The sequence below is a fragment of the Alishewanella longhuensis genome (genome assembly GCF_014653435.1).
In the GTDB taxonomy this organism is placed as follows: Bacteria; Pseudomonadota; Gammaproteobacteria; order Enterobacterales; family Alteromonadaceae; genus Alishewanella; species Alishewanella longhuensis.
This window is the reverse complement of the sequence record NZ_BNAO01000006.1, coordinates 84,969-101,430: the sequence shown is the minus strand read 5'-3', so window position 1 is coordinate 101,430 and position 16,462 is coordinate 84,969. Positions and strand designations below refer to the sequence as shown.

Annotated in this window: 14 protein-coding genes; 10 read left to right on the top strand and 4 right to left on the bottom strand. The window is 48.6% G+C overall.

The features are described 5' to 3' along the window. The first annotated feature begins 56 nt into the window (after positions 1 to 56). Positions 57 to 806 (top strand): class I SAM-dependent methyltransferase, encoded by a 750-nt coding sequence (locus IE163_RS12655; RefSeq protein ID WP_189433344.1) that lies wholly within the window; start codon positions 57 to 59, stop codon positions 804 to 806. Positions 807 to 830: 24 nt separating this feature from the next. Continuing rightward, positions 831 to 1,304 carry a peroxiredoxin gene (locus IE163_RS12650; RefSeq protein WP_189433426.1) on the top strand — a complete coding sequence of 158 codons (474 nt, stop codon included), beginning with the start codon at positions 831 to 833 and terminating at the stop codon, positions 1,302 to 1,304. A gap of 50 nt (positions 1,305 to 1,354) precedes the next feature. Here IE163_RS12650 and IE163_RS12645 read toward each other — a convergent pair whose 3' ends face one another. Beyond that, on the bottom strand, positions 1,355 to 2,308 hold the full coding sequence (locus IE163_RS12645; protein WP_189433343.1) for a glycosyltransferase: 954 nt from the start codon (positions 2,306 to 2,308) through the stop codon (positions 1,355 to 1,357). 239 nt (positions 2,309 to 2,547) lie between these two features. Here IE163_RS12645 and IE163_RS12640 point away from each other — a divergent pair, with 239 nt between their 5' ends. The 8 genes from IE163_RS12640 to IE163_RS12605 all read left to right on the top strand — a co-directional run bounded on the left by IE163_RS12640 (position 2,548) and on the right by IE163_RS12605 (position 11,869). After that, the gene (locus IE163_RS12640; protein WP_189433342.1) at positions 2,548 to 3,288 is read left to right on the top strand and encodes a glycosyltransferase; all 741 of its coding nucleotides are present in this window, start codon (positions 2,548 to 2,550) and stop codon (positions 3,286 to 3,288) included. 121 nt (positions 3,289 to 3,409) lie between these two features. Next, positions 3,410 to 4,540 (top strand): glycosyltransferase, encoded by a 1,131-nt coding sequence (locus tag IE163_RS12635; protein ID WP_189433341.1) that lies wholly within the window; start codon positions 3,410 to 3,412, stop codon positions 4,538 to 4,540. A 9-nt stretch (positions 4,541 to 4,549) separates the two neighbouring features. Then, the gene (waaA, locus tag IE163_RS12630; RefSeq protein ID WP_229833560.1) at positions 4,550 to 6,643 is read left to right on the top strand and encodes a lipid IV(A) 3-deoxy-D-manno-octulosonic acid transferase; all 2,094 of its coding nucleotides are present in this window, start codon (positions 4,550 to 4,552) and stop codon (positions 6,641 to 6,643) included. A gap of 1 nt (position 6,644) precedes the next feature. Then, positions 6,645 to 7,826: a BaiN/RdsA family NAD(P)/FAD-dependent oxidoreductase gene (locus IE163_RS12625; RefSeq protein ID WP_189433339.1), complete on the top strand. Its 1,182-nt coding sequence runs from the start codon at positions 6,645 to 6,647 to the stop codon at positions 7,824 to 7,826. Continuing rightward, entirely contained in the window at positions 7,826 to 9,019 is a 1,194-nt protein-coding gene (locus tag IE163_RS12620) for an alpha/beta hydrolase (protein ID WP_189433338.1), read from the top strand. Before IE163_RS12625 ends, IE163_RS12620 begins: the two co-directional genes overlap by 1 nt. Before the next feature lie 602 nt (positions 9,020 to 9,621). Then, on the top strand, positions 9,622 to 10,449 hold the full coding sequence (locus tag IE163_RS12615; protein WP_189433337.1) for a MipA/OmpV family protein: 828 nt from the start codon (positions 9,622 to 9,624) through the stop codon (positions 10,447 to 10,449). 54 nt (positions 10,450 to 10,503) lie between these two features. Next, a complete protein-coding gene (locus tag IE163_RS12610) occupies positions 10,504 to 11,367 on the top strand; it encodes a DMT family transporter (protein WP_189433336.1) in 864 nt (287 codons plus the stop codon). Positions 11,368 to 11,560: 193 nt separating this feature from the next. After that, a complete protein-coding gene (locus tag IE163_RS12605; RefSeq protein ID WP_189433335.1) occupies positions 11,561 to 11,869 on the top strand; it encodes a hypothetical protein in 309 nt (102 codons plus the stop codon). Positions 11,870 to 11,876: 7 nt separating this feature from the next. On the opposite strand, the gene IE163_RS12600 is transcribed toward IE163_RS12605, so the two are convergent. From IE163_RS12600 to IE163_RS12590, 3 genes are all read right to left on the bottom strand, one after another. After that, positions 11,877 to 12,686 (bottom strand): LytR/AlgR family response regulator transcription factor, encoded by an 810-nt coding sequence (locus tag IE163_RS12600; protein ID WP_189433334.1) that lies wholly within the window; start codon positions 12,684 to 12,686, stop codon positions 11,877 to 11,879. After that, positions 12,683 to 13,744 (bottom strand): sensor histidine kinase, encoded by a 1,062-nt coding sequence (locus IE163_RS12595; protein WP_229833559.1) that lies wholly within the window; start codon positions 13,742 to 13,744, stop codon positions 12,683 to 12,685. The genes IE163_RS12600 and IE163_RS12595 overlap by 4 nt, the downstream gene beginning before the upstream one ends. Positions 13,745 to 13,816: 72 nt before the next feature. Then, positions 13,817 to 16,384, bottom strand: a complete 2,568-nt coding sequence (locus tag IE163_RS12590; RefSeq protein ID WP_189433333.1) for a glycoside hydrolase family 3 protein — start codon at positions 16,382 to 16,384, stop codon at positions 13,817 to 13,819. Between the last annotated feature and the right edge of the window lie 78 nt (positions 16,385 to 16,462).

Here is a 16,462-nt window from a genome sequence, read left to right as displayed (position 1 = left end):
ATTCACCACTGGCGCGCAGTTACACTGTGCGCCAGTTTTTTAGCTAACGGTGTGTTATGACTGCGCTGTATTGCCCAACAGCATTTATTGATCCTTATTTGACAGCGCTTTGTCAGCAGTTTGGCTTAGCGCCCACAGCGCAGGCCGCGAAGTGGCATCTGGCCTATATCGACGATGTCTTAGTGCTACGCCATGCCGATTTACCGAAACAGGGCGATATACTGGTCGATTTTGCCAGTGCTGCCGCCAGTTACCGGCGGCAGTTTGGCGGCGGTAAAGATGAGGCTATCGCTAAAGCCTGTGGTTTGAATAAAAAGCGCGACTTACACATTGTAGACGCCACCGCTGGCCTTGGGCGGGATGCGTTGGTGCTGGCAAGTTTGGGCGCCCGTATTACTCTGGTAGAACGTAACCCCATGGTCGCAGCGCTATTGCATGATGGCTTAAGGCGTGCCACTTTAGATCCTAAGACGGCGGAGCTGGCCGAGCGGATGCAGCTTTATTTTTCGCCAGCATTAATGGCCTTAACTGAACTGCCTGCTGCGGATGTGGTCTACTTAGATCCTATGTTCCCGCCGCGTGACAAATCGGCACTGGTAAAAAAAGAAATGCGGGCCTTTCATGATGTGGTCGGTAGTGATACAGACGCCGATGCCTTGTTAGCACCGGCTTTAGCGTTGGCGAAATATCGGGTGGTGGTAAAGCGCCCGGGCTATGCAGAAGTGCTGGCTGGTACTGCACCACAACTGGTGGTAAAGGGTAAGAACAACCGATTTGATGTTTATATTAAACAAGCTATTAAATAAGCTTCTAAATAAGGATAGATAATGATGATTAAAGTAGGCGATAAATTACCCGCAGCAACCTTTGCACAATTAACGGCCGACGGTATGCAGAATCCCACCACCAGTGATATTTTTGCCGGTAAAAAAGTGGTGTTGTTTGCAGTGCCAGGTGCTTTTACCCCAACCTGTTCTGCCGCGCATTTACCAGGCTATATTGCGCTGGCCGACCAAATAAAGGCGAAAGGCGTTGATAGCATTGTTTGTATAGCGGTAAATGATGCTTTTGTGATGAAAGCCTGGGCAGATAGCCAAAATGCAGAAGAGATTACCTTTTTAGCCGATGGTGGCGCTAGTTTCCATAAAGCTATTGATCTAACTATGGAAACCGGTGATTTTGGTGGTTTACGTTCACAGCGCTATGCCATGATAGTTGAAGACGGTGTGGTAACCTTGTTAAATGTAGAAGCGCCAAAGAGTTTTGAAGTAAGCAAAGCCGAAGTGGTATTGGCAGCGCTTTAACATAAAGAGGTAAGCTGATAAAAGGGAGCGACATACCGCTCCCTTTTTATTTAGCTTTTAGCGGCGTATAAGGCATTTGGAAAAGCCAAACGTAGCTTTTTTCGCAGTGACATACCCGGTGTAAGCATATGTCGGCGCCCCATAGTACGTAAATGGGCAGTGAGTACAGGTGATAACTGCTGATTGCCGGGCGATGTTTTATGCATTTTTAACAGTAAGTACGCCAGATTGAATTGCAGTACAGATCGCCATTTCGATGGAAGGTCGGCATAGTCTTCACCTTTACTTATCGCCAGACTAAAGTGTTTCAGTGCTAGCAAGGCTTCAGGTTTTACATTAAACGTTGCGCTAGCCGCATGCTCCCTGTAACCATACAGCGGTTGTCTTATACAGAACAGCGTTTTGGCATGTTGGTATAGCGCAGGTATAGCCATTAGATCTTCGCAAAAACCTACGTTCAAAGGAAAGGCAAAATTATTTATCATAGCTTTGCGATAAACGCGTAGCCAAGGATACCAGCGGTTCGTTTTAAACGTAGCCAAAGCCACTTTATGACAAGCTTGTAGCCCTTCTTTTTTGTGCAGATAGCGCGACTTGGCAGTAGCTAACTGTTCCGTCTTGCTAAAACGTTTAAAACCCATTTCAATCAGGTCAGGTTGCTGCTGTTTAATAACGTCTAGCAGGGTGCTGCTATAGCCTTGCAATAACACATCATCCGCATCAACAAAGCCGATATAGCTGCCGCGCGCTTGTGCTATACCTTTGTTGCGGGCTGCACTTACCCCAGCATTAGTTTGCGCAATAAGTTGATAACGAAAAGGTACCGCAGACTCCGCTAGATGTTGCCGGGCAACCTCTAAACTGCCATCAGTGGCACCATCACAAATTAAAACGGCTTCGACGCCGGGGATTAATTGTTGCTCAAGAGAAGCCAATAACGGCTTAAAATTCTCGCCAACGTTATAAAAGGGAATAATTAAGGATAAATAGATTGTTTGGTCCATCAAAAGGCTTCTAATCAAGAAATAAAATGCAAGCGTAATGTTAGCAGTTAAGTATGAACAGTTCATTACTGCCTTGCATTGCTTGGGCATAAAATACCCAAAAATAGAAAATTTTGTGCCAACTGGGCGGTTAACGGGTATGATTGACAGCATTAGCAAAAAAATTGCAATTTGACCGAACCAATTTAGCCTATTAGGATCTGAACTGACCAATAGCGCTATCTGTGACCGAGGATTCTATGACAACAGTAAATGTACTGTGTATTAAGTGGGGCAAAAAATATGGCCCTGAGTATGTCAACAAGCTGCATGCTATGGTAAGTCGCAATCTGACCTTGCCTTTTCGGTTTATTTGTTTAACCGATGATGCCGTAGGTATTGATAGCCATATTGAAGTAAAAGATATTCCAGCCGTTGGTTTTAAAGACTTTGACGAACGCCAGCCCTGGACCTTTGGCCATGGTTGGTTAAAAGTGACCAGTTTTGCTGATCCCCTGTATGACTTAATGGGCCCCACCTTATTTATCGATTTAGATGTGGTGATTGTTGATAATATCGACTGTTTCTTTGAGCCTAAAGGCGAGTTCTATGTGATTAAAGAGTGGGATAAATCGGACGATACCGGCAATACCTCGGTATACCGCTACGATATTGGTTCTCACAGCGACTTAATTGATTTGTTGAAAAACCATAAAGAGCGCGAGTTGGCAAAGGTGCGTAACGAGCAAGAGTTTGTAACGCAAAACCTGTCTAAGCAAGGCAAACTACAATATTGGCCAGAAGGCTGGTGCGTCAGCTTTAAGCGGCATTGTTTACCTGGCGCGCTGATGTGCTGGTTTAAACCTGCCACTATCCCTAAAGGTGCTAAAATAGTGGCGTTTCATGGTAAGCCAAACCCGCCTGACGCTATTGCCGGGGTAAGCGGTAAGTGGTATCGCCGGGTTATGCCTGTGCAGTGGGTCGCTGATTTGTGGCGATAAATTAAGCGCCTTCTGGCAAGCTGTTGTTGAAATTAAAGAAGTGTGCGCTAAATCCCCTGTAAGCATTACTGGGGATTTTTAGTTTTTAAATCTGTGTAACTTTTAGTCGATTGAGGACCTTATGCCTGATACTGCAGGAAAAATCCGTGTTCTGCATTTTGTCACTGGCGGCTTTTCGGGTGGTGCTACACAGGTAGCTATTTCGCTTGTACGTGCCGCGCTCGATTCTGAGCATATCAGTCCGATGTTGGTATTACGGAAAAAACGTCGCGGTGATCCTGCTCGTATCCGAGAACTACAAGAGCAAGGTCTGCCATTAGCGGTTGTGCCGGGGTGGAGTAAGATTGCCACCATACTGGCGTTAGTTAAATTGTGCAAAGCGCAACAGCCCGATGTATTAGTTGCCCATGGTTTTAGTGAACACTTATGGGGCCGTTATGCAGGCTTATTGGCCAAGGTACCTGTGCTGGTGCACGTGGAGCATAATACAAAAGAGCGTTACAACCGTTGGCGCTTAGCCCAGTCGCGTTGGTTAAGCCAGCGCACAGCCGCTATTGTTGGCTGTTCTGAAGGTGTAAAAGCAGTATTACTTGCACAAGGTATGCCTGCTGAGCGCTGTTATGCTATTTCCAATGGTATTAATACAGTGCCCTTTGAGATGGCCGTGCCTCCTTTGATTGAACGTAATCCTGACATAGTTATGGTGTCGCGCTTCTCAAAGCAAAAAGATCATGCAACCTTGTTTCAAGCCCTCGCCTTGTTAAAACTACAAGGCGTAACGCCTAAGCTGCTATTAGCCGGTGGCGGAAAGTCTTTGCACCGTAAACCACTCGAAAAATTAGCCGCTACATTAGGTATTGCAGAGCAAGTACAATTTTTAGGTGTGGTACGCAATGTGCCAGCATTGTTGCAGCAAAATCAGTTGGCAGTGCTTAGCTCACATTATGAAGGAATGCCGCTTGCGTTACTGGAAGGTATGGCGGCTGGTTGCATTGCTATTGGTTCTGCAGTACCGGGTATTCAGGAAGTATTGCGTAATGGTGAAGATGGTTTTTTAGTGGCTGAAAATGATGCCAGAGCTTTAGCCGAGCGCATTAAACACTGTCTGCAACATGCAACAAGCTTGCAGGTTGTTGCTGATAATGGTCGCACCAGAGCATTAACAGAGTTTAGTCGGGAGCGTATGAATCAGCACTATGAAGCCTTATTTAGGAAACTGGCAAGGCCAGAGCATGAGACTTCTGGTCGTTAGGTGGCAAGGGTGACATTACAGTTTTATCGCATACTGCTATATCTGGCTTGCCCGTGCTTGCTGGCTTATTTTTACTGGCGCTCGCGCAAAGATCCCGCCTATCGGCAGCGTTTGCCGGAGCGTTTTGCTTTTGGATTAAAGGCTAAACAGCTAACACCGGGTGGGATAGTGGTGCATGCGGTATCGGTCGGCGAGGTCATCGCGGCCACGCCACTGATTCAACAGTTACAACAGCAATACCCGGGAAAAAGCATCACAGTAACCTGCACCACGCCAACCGGCTCTGCCACTATTCAAAGTCGTTTTGGTAGCAGCGTACAGCATTGTTACTTACCGCTGGATTATCCTGGTGCGGTTAGGCGGTTTTTAACAGCACTACAGCCTGCGTTGCTGGTTATTTTGGAAACTGAGCTCTGGCCCAACTTGCTAGCGGGCTGTGCCAAGCGCGCTATTCCGGTGGTGGTGGTCAATGCCCGTTTATCTGCCAAGTCAGCCAAAGGCTACCGCCGCTTTGCAGCACTCACTAAACCGTTACTTGGCAATATTAGCCTGCTGCTAACCCAGGATAAGGCTAGCAGCCAGCGCTTTCGTACGCTGGGTTATAATGGCGCCTTAGCGGTGAGCGGTAATTTAAAGTTTGAACTGGCTATTCCCGCCACCACCGCTGGGTTACTTGAACAGTTTAAGCCGGCCTTTGCCAGGCGGTTAGTCTGGGTAGCAGCCAGTACGCATGCCGGTGAAGACGAACAGTTGCTGGCACTTTATCCCAGGTTAAAGCAGCAATTTCCGTCGTTATTGCTGCTACTGGTGCCGCGCCATCCAGAGCGTTTTGATAAAGTAGCCGAGCTGGTGCAGCAGGCAGGGTTAAGCTTATGGCGGCGTAGTAGTCTCGCGGCAGAGCAAACGGCAGTGTTGCCAGAGCTTACTGCTGATATTGCTCTGGGCGACTCCATGGGCGAGCTGCTGGCCTGGTATCAATTGGCCGATCTGGTGTTTATTGGCGGTAGCCTAATTGCCCGTGGTGGCCATAATCCGCTGGAGGCTATCTGTTTTGCTAAAGCCGTACAGAGCGGGCCGCATATTTTTAATTTTAAAGACGCCTACCGGCAATTACAGCAACAGCAAGCCGTAGCGCTGGTAGCCGACAGTCAGGCCTTATTCAACAATTGCCAAATGTTATTGGCCGATGCGGCCGCCCGCCACACACAAGGGCAAAGAGCGCAACACTTTTTCTTGCAGCAACAGGGCGCCACTGCGCGTACTCTGGCGGCAATAGATGCACTTTTATCAGGAAGCGGTATGTCCAAACATCAGTTAGCTACACCTCCAAGAATACAGCCTTCGGTGCCAGCGGCTTATCAAAGCATTACACAAGCGGGCAGCAGTTATTGGTTTGATCCACAGTTTTTTAGCGACGTCACGGCCAAGCACTTTCAAAGCCAATGGTGGCAACAACAGCAAGCGATAATTGGCAGCTCTACCGGCCGTAATACCGCCTATTTTCTGCAGCATGGCGAGCATAAACTGGTGCTTAGGCATTATTATCGCGGTGGCTTAGTTGGGAAGGTTTTGCACGATCAATTCTGGTTACAGCCAGTGGCCAAAAGCCGCGCCATGCAGGAATACCAATTATTAAGCTGGATGCGCGCGCAAGGTTTAGCAGTACCGCGTCCGGTTGCTGCCAGTTATCAGCGTAGCGGCCTGATTTACCGCGCCGATTTACTAATTGAGCTTATTCCAAACAGCAAAGACTTAGCCGCGATATTACAGCAGCGCGCTATTACTACCTTAGAGTGGCAAGCGGTGGGCGCCGCTATTGCGCAAATGCATCAGCTGGGGGTATATCACTCGGATCTAAATTGCCGCAATATTATGCTCGATGCCGCCGGTAAAGTGTGGCTGATTGATTTTGATAAATGTAACCGCCGCCCACCGGGGGAATGGACAGCGCAGAATTTAGCGCGTTTATTGCGCTCCTTGAATAAAGAAAAGGGTAAGTTAGCGGTGTTTCACTGGCAGGAAGCCGATTGGCAAAGCTTGCAACAAGGTTATCAACAGCAGTTAGCGGCAGCCACGCCCTTAACCACAACAGAGCAGAAATAAGATGCAGCAGTGGGATGTTATTGTAATAGGTGCCGGTGCTGCCGGTTTGTTTTGTGCCATTGAAGCGGCGAAACGCGGCCGTAAAACCTTAGTGCTGGATAACGGCAAACGGATCGGCCGGAAAATTCTGATGTCGGGCGGTGGTCGCTGTAACTTTACCAATATCTACGCTAGCCCCGCTAATTACTTATCGGAAAACCGGCATTTTTGTAAATCGGCCTTAAGCCGCTATACCCAGTGGGATTTTATTGCTCTGGTGCAGCAATATGGCATTGCCTATCACGAGAAAACGCTGGGGCAGCTATTTTGCGATAATAGCGCCAAAGATATTGTCGATATGCTGCAGCAGGAATGTGATAAAGCCGGCGTGCAAATTGCCCTACAGCAAGAGATCAGCAACGTGACCTTTGCTGATGGTCAGTATCAGGTAGTAACCCCCCAGCTCACCCGGCAATGTCAAAGCCTGGTGGTGGCCTGTGGCGGCTTAAGTTTGCCCAATTTAGGCGCCACTGCTTTTGGCTTTCAACTGGCTGAGCAATTTGGCTTAAAGGTGCTGCCGGTGCGCGCCGGTTTAGTGCCGCTCACCTGGCAACCCAGTGATAAAGCCGTATTTGAAGAAATTAGCGGTGTGTCGCTGCCGGTAACGGCCGAAGCCAATAATGTCGTGTTCCCAGAAGATATGCTGTTTACCCATCGTGGCCTAAGTGGCCCAGCCATTTTGCAAATTTCTAATTACTGGCAACCGGGGGATGAGCTAACGATTAACCTGGCACCAGAGCAGGCTATCGCCAGCTTTTTAAGCGAGCAGCAGCAACAGCATCCGGCGCAAGAGCTAAAAACCGCTTTAGCCAAGATCTTACCGAAACGCTTAGTGGAAAAACTGCTGGAGCTACAGGTATTTCAAAACCAACCGCTAAAAGCGCTACATGCCAAAAATATTGAGCGACTCGACCAAGCCTTAAGCTGCTATATCTTTAAACCCAATGGCACCGAGGGTTATCGTACCGCGGAAGTGACCCTTGGCGGCGTAGATACCAATGAGCTCTCCTCTAAAACCATGGAAGCGAAAAACCAACCCGGCATGTATTTTATTGGCGAAGTGGTGGACGTGACTGGCTGGTTAGGGGGCTATAACTTCCAATGGGCCTGGGCCTCCGGCTGGGTAGCAGGGCAGTATTGTTGATGATGGCTCATAACAAAACCTTCCTGACAATCGCCGCTGTTTTAGCCCTAAGCGCATGCACCGACAAAAATCCGGCAGCACCTACCTTAACCATCAAGGTGACACCACCCGCTGATTACTCTGTCGATGAAACTGTTCATCTGGTCGGCAGTTTTAATGATTGGGCGCTGGAGGGGGACAAGGCTTACCCACTTAGAGCCGACAAGGGGGAGCTGAGCGCTACCATTCCCGTCACCGAAAAAAATGTATTTTTCACCTTGGTAAAAAACAAAGATTGGCAACTGATGCCCGCCAACGAAATGGCAAAAAGCCAATGTATCTATCTATATCAGGCAACGGGTAGCGATGCCGAAATGGCAGTGCATATTCCGCTTTGGACCGGCGATAAGCCATTAAAAACAGCTGAGCCGAGTTTAAGCGGCAGCATAATACAGCATAAAGATTTTACTCTGCCACAATTTGCTCGCAGCAGTGATATATACGTTTATCTTCCCAAATCCTATCAACACAACACTCACAAAACCTACCCGGTTTTATATATGTTGGATGGCCAAAATATTTTTAACGCTCACTCAGCACATAGCGATGAATGGCGCATTGATGAGCTGCTGGAAGATCTGACCACCGCTGGCACTTTGGATGAAATGATTGTGGTGGCGGTGCCCAATAGCGCCCAGCGCTGGGTTGAATACAACCCCTGGGATTTTAAAGATCGCGATGGCAAGGCCAGACAAGGCCAGGGTGAATTAACTATTCGCTCGATTAAGGACACACTAAAACCCTTTATCGACAGCAGCTACCGCACTAATCCACAGCCCGCCAGCACCGGTTTAGCGGGCAGCTCACTGGGCGGCTTAATGGCCATCTATGCCGCACTGGCGCATAGCGACACCTTTGGTTTTACCGCCGCATTTTCACCGGCTTTAGCGATTGAAAATATGGACGGAAAAAATGTGTTATTCGAAGCCATCAAGCACCACCAAACTATCGGTAATAGCAAAATATATTTTGATATAGGGCAGATGGAATATGGCAATTACGAGCAGATTGAACAATTAAATAGCCTGTTGCTCAAACAGGGGTTTAACCCGGAAAATCTTAAGTTGGTGAAGGATGATGTTGGACGACACTGCGAAGTGGACTGGTCGCGCCGATTCCCTGCGGCACTGGAATGGTTGCAAGCAGGCATCTAATATAATTCAAAATGCACATTGCCTGACAGTTGCGCTACTGCGGTAGCGCAAACCGTTCACATCAACATTGGGTGGTATGACACCTTCACCATATTCTCCCTAAGGGATGGGAGTCTATACATCTACAACGCATCGGTGAACCGCTTTGCGCTCAAAGCCACCCTATCTTCTCGCATTACCAGGCTGCTAGAGCAGCAAAAAAGTCATAACTAGATGTCGTAAATTCCGAGACATTTTAGTCACATTAGCTTTGTCATACTCCTGACACTGAATCAAAAAAAACACCGTGAACTGTTGGAAGATAGCAAGATGAGCTGTTTAGTGACCGTTAAATTCAGCCACAAGCATGTTGCTATTCTGAGTCTGATCTGGGAAATCAACAATGGCTGGAAAGGCGCTTGCCACCGAAAGCTATACCGTTATGCCGGTAAATGAAGCATCGCAGGTCATCTCTCGCCTTTCGTGGCATACTAATAAGAATAACAATGCTGCTCTAACGTTCAAACATGATTTGTAATTATCTGATCTTTTAGTAGGAAAACTCGTAAATGCTAATGTATAGATTAGTTGGCACTTTGTTCAATTAGTACAGGAAATATTTTATGAAGAAACTGATAGTGTTGTGCACAACCTTATTCATCCATAGCTTGCTCTTGCCATCAGCGCTAGCGCAAGATACAAAAACCGCCTTGGTGCCTTTGCCATCTATTGATGATTTTAGTCGGGGCAAAGATGGCTGGAGTTTTGCGTTAGGTGCGGGTATTGAGTACGAAACCGCCTACGAAGGATCGGACGAATTTGGTTTGGAGCTTGAACCGGCCGGTGGTTTGCAATGGCGGCGCGGCAATGACGTGTTCTATTGGGTCGGTGAGGCCATAGGCTGGCGCGGCTTACGTGCAGACACTTGGTTATTCGAAGCCCTTGTTGGCTTTGATGAGGGGCGTGCTGAAAGTGATTCTAAAAAAGGCTATCTGGATGGGCTTGGTGAAAGTGACGAGGGCTTTGAATTAGTTCTGCAAAGCCGTCGCGCCTTTGCAGCCGATTGGCGCTATTGGCTGGTGGGTCGTGTTGTCACCGGTGGGAATGGTAATCTGGGCTTATTCGGTGTGGGTCGTCGGTTCGGCGAGAAGTTTGATGGTTCAGGCTCTGAAGTGAATATTGTTGCGGTATTTCACGATAGTAAATATGCCAATAAAGATTTCGGCATCACCGCTGAGCAATCGGCGGCATCGGGTTTAGCAGCAACCGATATGGGGGGTGGCTTCCGCTCTATCGGCATCAATTATAATTATCGCCATTATGTAAACGATAACTGGCAGATTTACGGCGAGGCACTGTATGAGCATTTTAGCAGTGCTGTTCGCAAAAGCCCGATTGCCCGTGGTGACTTTGAAGCAGAAGTAGGTATCGGCTTTATTTACGTTTTCTAAGCAGTTAAGGTAACAGTGCTTTTAAAACGGTGCTGTTATAGGATACTTATAGTAATGACTGGCAAACTTCCTGCTATGCGTTTAGCGCTACTCACTTTTTTGGCGCTACTGGCGTTTGCCGGTAATTCGTTGTTATGTCGGTTGGCGCTGGCACATACCACTATTGATGCCGCCAGTTTTACCACAGTGCGTTTAGTGTCTGGCGCTTTGGTGTTGTGGCTGCTGGCGCGGCTGCATTATGCCAAAACCGCTGCTGTAGGGCAGGGCAATTGGCTTTCGGCATTGGCATTATTTGGGTATGCCGCCGGCTTTTCTTTTGCCTATACCCAATTGGATACCGGCATGGGCGCGCTCATTTTATTTGGTGCAGTACAAGCGACCATGATTGGCTATGGTATTTGGCGCGGTGAGCGCCTGGCACTATGGCAATGGCTGGGGTTAGGGTTAGCCTTATTGGGGTTGGCAGTGCTGTTATGGCCGGGTGACGCTGGTGCCTCGTTGCCGGCGGCGTTGTTAATGTTGGCTGCTGGCATGGCCTGGGGCCTGTATTCGCTGCGCGGTAAAGGCGCTGGTCATCCGTTGCAGGTGACTGCCGGTAACTTTGTGCTGGCCGTGCCCATGGCTTTGCTGCTCAGCCTGGTATTCTTTGCCAACGCTCGCTTTGATGTTATCGGACTATGTTATGCGTTGTTATCTGGCATCCTGACCTCCGGTGTTGGCTATGCTATCTGGTACAGTGTGTTGCCGCAGTTAACGGCTAGTAGCGCTGCGACATTGCAATTAAGCGTACCCTTGTTAGCGGCGGTAGCTGGCATACTGTTGTTGCAAGAGCCTGTTACTGTGCGCCTGGTGTTAGCGGCACTGGCAATTTGTTTCGGCATTACCTTGGTAATTTTTGCTAAAGGCCGTCCGACCTAAACGTATTGCACTATAGAGCTGCAGCATGCGAGCTGCAGCAGAGCCTCCTCGGACAGCAGATGGCGAGCCTTTCTATTGCCTTAGCGGCTATTCATGTAGAATAACTACATATCACAAGCTCTGCCTTGTATAAACACCAGCCAAACGGCTGCAAAAACAACCAGCAAAGGTCAACACGCCCTAGGTTTAACAGATGAAAAAACTCTCTAAAGTACAACTTAAACAACAAGCCGCTGTATTGGCCGCGGTAACTGCGCTGGAACAGCAAGCCTTAACCGAGTTGCCCGGCACGGTGCAATGCTGGTTTAGTATGGAGTACGAAGCTTTTCCAGGATCCTTACTGGTGCGGGTACAAATGGCGGAGCAAGCGGCTTTGGATAATGCGCAGCCGCAGTTATTGCTATGGCAAAAACGGCTAAGTGGTTTATTGCTAAAAAAAGGTATAGTACTAAAAGACTTACGTAAACATCTGGTGTTTACATTAAGTGGGCCAGAGGAGTAACAGTGCGTTAGTCTTTAGTTTTTTGCAACAGGCGGCATTTAAGCGGCCGGCTATAAGTGCGGCTGACTTTTAGAGATTTATTATTGATTAAGATGGCGTTGTACTCGGAGTTGGGCAATGGCTCCAGCCTGGTAACGTGTGCCAGATTAACAATAGTGGATTTATGAATGCGTATAAAATCGGTTGGTAGTGTTTCTTTGATCAAACTTTTTAAGCGGGCGCGCATCACAAAGGTATCTGCTGAAGTGTGAACGCACATATAGTCACCTGCGGCATCAATCCATAAAATATCAGCGTAGGGGACTAATTGTGCCGGATGATGTCCGTCCTGAATCACCAGTTTTTCCTGCTCTATGCGGTAAATTGGCGGGCTATCTTTACCCTGATTGAGCTGGCCATTCAGCAAAATATCGCGCACCTCAAGTAGCTGTTGTTTAGTTGCTATCTGCGTTTCGCTGGCACTGGAAACACGCGCTATAGCCTCGGCCAGTCGTTGTGTTTTTACTGGTTTTAATAGGTAGTCCAAAGCGCGTACTTCAAAAGCTTGTACTGCGTATTGGTGGAAAGCAGTAACAAAAATAATGGCCGGGCAGGTTTCAGGTTGTAATTGCTTAATCAGTTCGAAACCGGACTTGCCGGGCATTTCAATGTCTAAAAAGATCAGATCGGGTGCAGTTTGGTTAATTAGCCGCAAAGCGGCATCGACATGGGTAGCGTGGCCCACTACCTGAATTTGTGGGAAGGCCGCCAACCGAATTGCCAACCCTTCTATAGCGCTGTATTCATCGTCAACGAGCAGGGTTTTTAGCGTTTTCATCGAGAGTCCTCGGCATGCTCGCATGGCAAGTTAATACAAATCCACGCGCCGCCGTGTGGCTGATTGCCGTAGCTAAAGGTACTGTTGCCGGAGTAAATCAGTTGTAGTCGTTCCATGCAGTTTTTCATACCTATGCCGCCGGCACTGCTGCTAGTATGCTGAAAGCCGGAGCCATTGTCGCTAATCATAATTTGTAAGTACTGCTGCTGACGACTAAAGCTTACCGTTACGGCCATCTTGCTATCGGTGTTTGTGCCGTGTTTCAATGCATTCTCTACTAATGGCTGCAACAAGAGGGATGGGATAAGCAGTTGCTCGCAACCTGGCTGGCAGTCTATTTTTACTTGTAACTGGTTTTGAAAACGACACTGTTCAATATCGACATAGGTTTGCAGTATCGTCATTTCTTCCTGCACGGTAATTTTGGCGAGGGGATCGGTGTATAAACCGTAACGCAATAAATCACACAATTTTTCCAGCATGACTACGGCGTGGCTATTGTCCTGTTTTAGGATTAATGTACAAATGGCGTTAATGCTGTTGAACATAAAATGCGGGTTTAACTGGTAACGCAGCATCTTTAGCTGTGATTCTTTTGCCAGATTAATTGCTTCTGCCGCTTTATGTCGTTGCTCGGCATTATCTAAGTAAATTTTTATGCCGTAGTAGCCTGCGGTCCAGGTGGCTAACATTGTGAATGACGCCGAGGTCCAGGTGCCAAAGTCAAACCAGCTCATTGTTTGCCACCAACTGCCGTATGACCATTGCAGGGTGACCCATTTAAATTGTGTCCATAGCAACGAGGCGGCCAGCAAATAACAGATATGTGCTGTAATACTTAAGGCCGTAGAGCGTTGTCTGGCCTTAGCATATAAATACCTAAGCCATAAGGTAATAAAAAAGCCGCAGCAGGTGTCTAGCAACAAATGTGGTAAGTGAATGGCCATGGGCTCAGGGCCAGGGAGTTTAATCATTAGCTCAGTCAGCAGAGCATAGGCTGCCCAGCCACAATACTGGCAAAGCCAGAATAACTGGGTTTTTGAGTCTAATTTTATCACCTTGCTATGCGCGCTCCCTTACCCAGTGGCCTGTAACCTATGCGTTCGCAGGCCTAACTGGGTATAACCTATTTATTGTGGACAGTCGAGTAGCAGGGTATGACTGCTCACCTCATTCACCAGTGCGATATTGGCCAGCGCCAAACTAAAATTGCCATTGCTACTAAGGCGCAACGCTGTGCTAATAGGGCTATTGCTCTGCACATGGCAATTCAGGGGTAAGGCAATGCTTTGCCATTGACCTGGTGCTAAGGTGCTTAGCAAGGGGCCTAATGCCAGCTGATGTTGGCAAGCTGTTGCCCCGCATATTGCACCTAGCATTACCTCTGCACTCGCTGCCTGATCTTGCCTAATACTAAGTTGTAATGCCTTGTTTGCAAGCCGGTCGAGTTGCTTTTTATCGGTTAACGGCGCGGCAAACTGCAATAACACGCTGGCGGGCGCCGCGTTTTGCCAAACAAATTTACGACCATCCTCCTGATAGGCCAGATTAACCGATTGCATCGTTAAACTTTGGCCATCGGCACTGATCCCGGTGGCCCCGTATAAACGGGCAGTGGCCCCTTTATTATCGAGCAGTTGCCAGGCTAAGCCGTCGGCAAGGTTTTTTACAAACAGGGCCTGTTGTCCATCTGGATTGGCTTCGGGCGCGGGGCTGGTGTTTTCATGCAAAGTCGCCAGATTAACCTGATCGCGGTAACGCAAGCCGTAGCCGTAAGCAAACAGCGGATCATAAGTGGCATCTTTCACATTCAGTACAAACTGGTTGTCATATTTAGGCCAGGAGAAACTTAATTTGCCGCTAAAGTCGTGCTGAATGTTGCCGCTGCTATCGGTTAATAAGACGTCGGCAATGCCCTGACCTTCAGAGCCGGGTAGCCAGGCCGCCACAAACGCATCAGAGGCGTTAAGTTCTTTATTAACCCAAAGCGGTCTGCCACTTAAAAATACGGTAACTACCGGGATCTGCTGCGCTTGTAAACGTTGCAGCAAGGCCAGATCGGTTTTAGTGCCATACTGATATTCTAAGCGCTGAATATCACCAAACCACTCGGCGTAGGGTTCTTCACCAATCACTACAATAGCAACATCGGGTTTTACCGTGAACTTACCCTCGGCACTGAGCTCTACCTGACCACCGGCAGCGATGATTTGCTGGCGCAAACCGGCATAAATAGAGGTCGCATTGGGGAAGTCGGCATTAGTATTATCAGTACCTTGCCAGGAGACGCTCCAGCCACCAGCTTGTTTGGCAATACTATCGGCAGCATCGCCAGCAATCAGTACCCGGCTGTTGGCTGCAATAGGCAAAATGTTCTGGTTGTTTTTTAGCAGCACCAGCGATTGCCTTACGGCTTGGCGCGCCAACTCGCGGTGGGCCGGGGCATTAAACCACTCTGGCTGGGCCGATTCGGCCCGGCTGGAAGGTTTGCCGCGATTAAACACGCCGAAGCGAATTTTGGCCCGTAAAAAGCGCCTTACCGCATCCTCTAGCCGGGCTTGGCTAATAATGCCATCTTTCACCTGTTGCACGGTATTGTGATAAAAGGCTTCAAAATGCTCGGGCACCATCATCACATCTACCCCGGCGTTAAAAGCCGCTGCGCAGTGTTCCAGGTCGCAGCCATCGACAAATTTGTGGGCGTTCCAATCGCTGATCACAAAGCCGGTAAAGCCCATTTGTTGTTTAAGTACATCGGTAAGTAAGTAATGATCGCCGTGTACCCGTTTGCCGTTCCAGCTATTGAAGGATGCCATCACAGATTGCGCCCCTGCGGCAATAGCGGTGTAGTACCCCGCTGCGTGCACATCGCGCAGGGTGGCCTCATCTAGCAGGGTGTCACCGCGATCAATGCCATTTTCGGTGCCGCCATCGCCGATAAAGTGCTTAGCGGTAGCTATGCGGTGAAAACCAGTCAGAAAATTATCGCCAATAACGCCTTGTACACCCTCGATCATCGGCCCCGCGTAGCTGGCCACAATTTCTGGATCTTCCGAGTAGCTTTCATAGGTGCGGCCCCAGCGATCATCGCGCACTACGGCAACGGTAGGGGCAAACATCCATTCGATACCCGTGGCGGCCACTTCTTTAGCGGTCGCTTCGCCAATACGCCGAATAAGCTCTGGATCACGCGCCGCACCCAAACCAATATTATGTGGAAATAAGGTGGCACCATATACATTGCTATGGCCATGCATGGCATCGGTGCCCCAGATAGTAGGAATGCTGCTGCCATCTTCGCTGTCATCGATTGAGGCTTCATACATTTCATCGGCAAATTTTAGCCAGGTTTTGGCGTCGGCCTGTTTTTGGCCGTAGGGCGCGGTATTACCGCCATTTAAATAAGAACCGAAACCGTATTTACGCATTTGCGCCACGCTTAAATAGCCTATTTCGGGTTGTACAATTTGCGCGACCTTCTGCTCAATGCTCATGTTGGCGAGCAGTTTATCGATTTGCTGTTCGATGGCAGGATCCAGCTGCAGTGTGCTGTGCACTTTGGGCCAGGTTGCCGTGCTGCCGGAGCTTGCACTGTTATTATTGGCCGCGGCGGTGCCGTAACCGCTAACGAGCGTCAGGCAAAGTGCTGATAATGTAAAACGGCAGCGGACAGGGCGAGGAAAGACCTGAAAAAACATAGCGATATCCTTAGCGCCAGTGTGTACTTAAGGCAAATTGCGTTGGCACTGGCGTGTCTCTAATATGATCAACAATAA

Bases quoted from the DNA above. Each gene is read 5' to 3' on its own strand.
- IE163_RS12655 (WP_189433344.1), top strand. From the start codon at position 57: ATGACTGCGCTGTATTGCCCAACAGCATTTATTGATCCTTATTTGACA.
- IE163_RS12650 (WP_189433426.1), top strand. From the start codon at position 831: ATGATTAAAGTAGGCGATAAATTACCCGCAGCAACCTTTGCACAATTA.
- IE163_RS12645 (WP_189433343.1), bottom strand. From the start codon at position 2,308: ATGGACCAAACAATCTATTTATCCTTAATTATTCCCTTTTATAACGTT.
- IE163_RS12640 (WP_189433342.1), top strand. From the start codon at position 2,548: ATGACAACAGTAAATGTACTGTGTATTAAGTGGGGCAAAAAATATGGC.
- IE163_RS12635 (WP_189433341.1), top strand. From the start codon at position 3,410: ATGCCTGATACTGCAGGAAAAATCCGTGTTCTGCATTTTGTCACTGGC.
- IE163_RS12625 (WP_189433339.1), top strand. From the start codon at position 6,645: ATGCAGCAGTGGGATGTTATTGTAATAGGTGCCGGTGCTGCCGGTTTG.
- IE163_RS12620 (WP_189433338.1), top strand. From the start codon at position 7,826: ATGATGGCTCATAACAAAACCTTCCTGACAATCGCCGCTGTTTTAGCC.
- IE163_RS12615 (WP_189433337.1), top strand. From the start codon at position 9,622: ATGAAGAAACTGATAGTGTTGTGCACAACCTTATTCATCCATAGCTTG.
- IE163_RS12610 (WP_189433336.1), top strand. From the start codon at position 10,504: ATGACTGGCAAACTTCCTGCTATGCGTTTAGCGCTACTCACTTTTTTG.
- IE163_RS12605 (WP_189433335.1), top strand. From the start codon at position 11,561: ATGAAAAAACTCTCTAAAGTACAACTTAAACAACAAGCCGCTGTATTG.
- IE163_RS12600 (WP_189433334.1), bottom strand. From the start codon at position 12,686: ATGAAAACGCTAAAAACCCTGCTCGTTGACGATGAATACAGCGCTATA.
- IE163_RS12590 (WP_189433333.1), bottom strand. From the start codon at position 16,384: ATGTTTTTTCAGGTCTTTCCTCGCCCTGTCCGCTGCCGTTTTACATTA.